The organism is Synechococcus sp. H55.2, from assembly GCF_047462495.1.
GTDB lineage: Bacteria > Cyanobacteriota > Cyanobacteriia > Thermostichales > Thermostichaceae > Thermostichus.
The window spans coordinates 1-3229 of the sequence record NZ_JANSJH010000130.1 but is presented as its reverse complement, the minus strand read 5'-3'; the positions used below and the strand labels follow the sequence as shown (position 1 = coordinate 3229).

The window sequence follows — 3229 nt, the reverse complement described above, 5'->3', positions numbered from 1 at the left end:
GGCGGGGCTGGGGTTGTTGGCGCTGGGATCCCAGCTCTGGCAGCCTTCCCCTCTGCTGGGGCTACTGGCTGTAGCAGCGGGCCTGGGGATTGGGATCCCTTGGGGGCTGGGGCAGATCTTGAGTGTGGATCGGGAGCGGCAGCGGGTGACCCTGACCCGGCTGGGTGGCCCTTGGGGGATCTGGCGGCAGCAGGTCTTCTCTTATCCTCTCGCCCAATTGCAAGGGGTGCGGCTGCAGCGGCTGGGACAAGAGATCTTGGATAAAGAAGCACAGGAAAGCTTTCAGCTACAAGCTCAGGTGCGGTTGCAGTTCCGTCCCCAGGTTTTTGAACAAGAGCTTGAAGAAGTGATCGCTTGTTTCAGTAGCCAATCGGCGATCAAAAAAGGCGAGCCGGAAGCCCTTGCCTTGGCGCAGCGGCTGGCAGGCTGGATTCAGGCCTATATGAACCCGTGAGGTTTCCTCATAAGCTGTTGATTGCAGTACTTGGCAATCCTTGGAAAGCTGTCGAGAATGGGTGTGAATTTGGATAGGTGCTTTTGCGAACCTTCACAGAACAGAATTTCGGCAATGCTAAGCCGTCATGACTATTCCTGAGGAGACTCTAGAAACCGTTAGCCTAGTCGTCAGGGATGCTTTGCGCAACTGGCCGTGGCTGCTTTTGTGGGCAGCCTCTTTCCTGGCGCTTGTCTTCTGGCAAAGGCGACGGCTGCATCAGGCCCAGGTTGGTTTTCCCGACATCGTCACCCTGGCGCGGCCCGATACGACATTGGTGGAGTGTAACGAAGTCTGCCAGAGGGTTTTTGGCAATTGGCGGGGCCGGCGCTGGATCGAGGCCTTGTTGCCAGAGGAGCAAGAGCAGGTGCGGCAGCAGATAGCCCAGCTCACCCCTCAGCAGCCCACTTTCACGAGGGTTGATAGGATGGTGGACGCGGCGGGACAGGTGCGGTGGTTTGAGTGGATCAACCAGGGCATCTTCGACCGGCGGGGCCGGCTGCAGTTTATTCGCGGGGTCGGCCGAGACATCACCAAGCAGAAGCAACTGGAAGACAATCTGCGGCTGCGGGAAGCCCAATTGCAAGCCCTCTTGGACGCCCTGCCGGCAGCCATATGGGCCAGGGATCCCCAGGGGGTGCTGATTTTGCAAAATGCCACCGACCGTGCCTGGTTTGGCGACCTGCTGGGCACTTCCCTGCAAGAGGTGGCTCGGCAGTACCCCCAGTGGCTGGAGTTCACTTCCCAAGCTCTAGCCGACCTAGAGCGGCAAGGGATTTTCCAAGTGGAGGGCAAGGAAATCATTCAAGGCCAAGAGCGCTATGTCTATCGCCTGGCCGTGAAGCTGCAGGATGAGTCCAAAGGTTTGGGGTGCCTCGGCATTGCCTTGGACATTACCGAGCAAAAGCGGCTGGAACAACAGGTGCAAGAGCAACAGGAGCGCTTTCGCGCCTTTCTCAACAACAGCCACGACATTTTGTGCTGGATCGATGCCCAAGGCTTGGTCTATCCCTTCAATTGCCCGGTTGCTGAAAAAATTTTAGGTCGTTGTCTTGAGGAGGGAGAACCTATACCTTTGGATTGGGTTCACCCAGAAGATCGGCAGATTGTTGCTAGTGCTCTTGAACACCTCAAGGCTCGACCTGGCGAAACGCTCAGCTTTATCTATCGGGCACAGCATGCGGATGGCCATTGGGTATGGCTAGAGAGCCGCTGTACCGACCTTTTGCAGGATCCTGCGGTGGCAGGAATCGTCTGCAGCACCCGCGACATTACCCAGCAAAAAGAGGCGGAACTGGCGCTGCGGGAAAGCGAAGCCCGCTTCCGGGAAATGTCCGAAGCTGTGCCAGTGACCTTTTTTATCTATTCTCCGGATCTCAGTCAATCCCTATACAAAAGCCCTCAGTGCAAGCAGATCTGGGGATACACGCCGGAGGAGTTTTACCAGAAGCCGGATCTGTGGAAAGACAGGATCCACCCCGAAGATCTGCCTCAGGTTCTGCAAGCCGTAGCTCAAGTTATCCGAGGAGAGAAGCCGGTTACCTATCGCATTTGCCATCGAGATGGTCGGGTGCGCTGGTTGCGAACTTCCTGCCGACCTATTTTCAATGAGCAGCAAGAAGTGATCCGCATTGCCGGCATCACAGAAGATATCACCGAGCAAAAAGAGGCAGAGCTGGCCCTGCAAGAGAGCGAGGCCCGTCTCAAGGCCATCCTCGACGGGATCCCTTTTCCCATCTTTGTTAAAGATTTGCAGGGCCGCTACTTACAGGTCAATCAAGCTTACCTGCAGAAAAACGGTAAACTCCCAGAAGAAGTTCTCGGCAAGGCCGATACGGAGCTCTTCTCGCCAGAGGAAGCTCTGGAGTTGCGCAAGGAAGATCAAAGAGCCATCCAGTCTCCCGCTCCCATCAGCTATGAGTGCACCATTTGTCGAGACGGCAAAAAGCAAGAAAAGTGGATCACCAAGTTTGCCCTGCGGGATTGGCAAGGGGATCCCTATGCCGTTTGCGGCATTGCTGTGGATATAACCCCTCTCAAAGAAGCCCAGGATCTGCTGCTGCAAGAGGCAGAGCGAGAAAGACTTCTGGGATCCCTGCTGCGCCGGATCCGCGAGAAGCTGGACTTGCAGCCCCTCCTACAAACCACGGCGGCGGAAGTGCGAGAGTTTCTCCAGGTGGATCGGGTGATGATCTACCAGTTGCAGGAGGGCATAGGGGGATTTGTAGCCGCCGAGTCCGTCCTGGATCCCTGCCCCAGCCACTTGGGCCGCTCCGTGTGGGATTCCTACTTTCATCAGGATCCCTGCTATCGCAAGTACCAGCAGGGCTTTGTGCAGGCCATCGACAATGTGGCCACGGCCCCTTTGGATCCCTGCTACCGGGAGCTTTTGGCATCTTTCCAGGCTCAGGCCAACTTGGTGATCCCCATTCGGCGGGGGGAGGAGCTCTGGGGCCTCTTGGTGGCGCAGCACTGCCGCGCCAGCCGTCCTTGGCAGGAGTGGGAGATCAGGCTTTTGCAAGAGCTAGCGGAGCAATTGGCCATTGCCTTGCAGCAAGCCCAGCTTTACGAGCAGGTAAAAGCCCTGAACCAAACGCTGGAGGAGAAGGTGCAGCAGCGCACCGCCGAGCTGGAGCGGGCTTTGCAATTTGAGGCCATCTTAAAACGCATCACCGACCGCGTGCGCGATTCTCTCGACGAAGCCGAGATCCTCAATACCGCCGTGCGCGAGCTGGG

At 57.2% G+C, this 3229-nt stretch carries 2 protein-coding genes; both read left to right on the top strand.

Going from position 1 to position 3229, the window contains the following annotated elements; all coding sequences use genetic code 11:
- Positions 1 to 454, top strand: a 454-nt coding sequence (locus NW844_RS11905; protein WP_414335917.1) for a hypothetical protein, incomplete at its 5' end; no start/stop codon positions are given.
- A 127-nt stretch (positions 455 to 581) separates the two neighbouring features.
- The coding region (locus tag NW844_RS11900; protein ID WP_414335915.1) for a PAS domain S-box protein at positions 582 to 3229 on the top strand (2648 nt) is incomplete at its 3' end.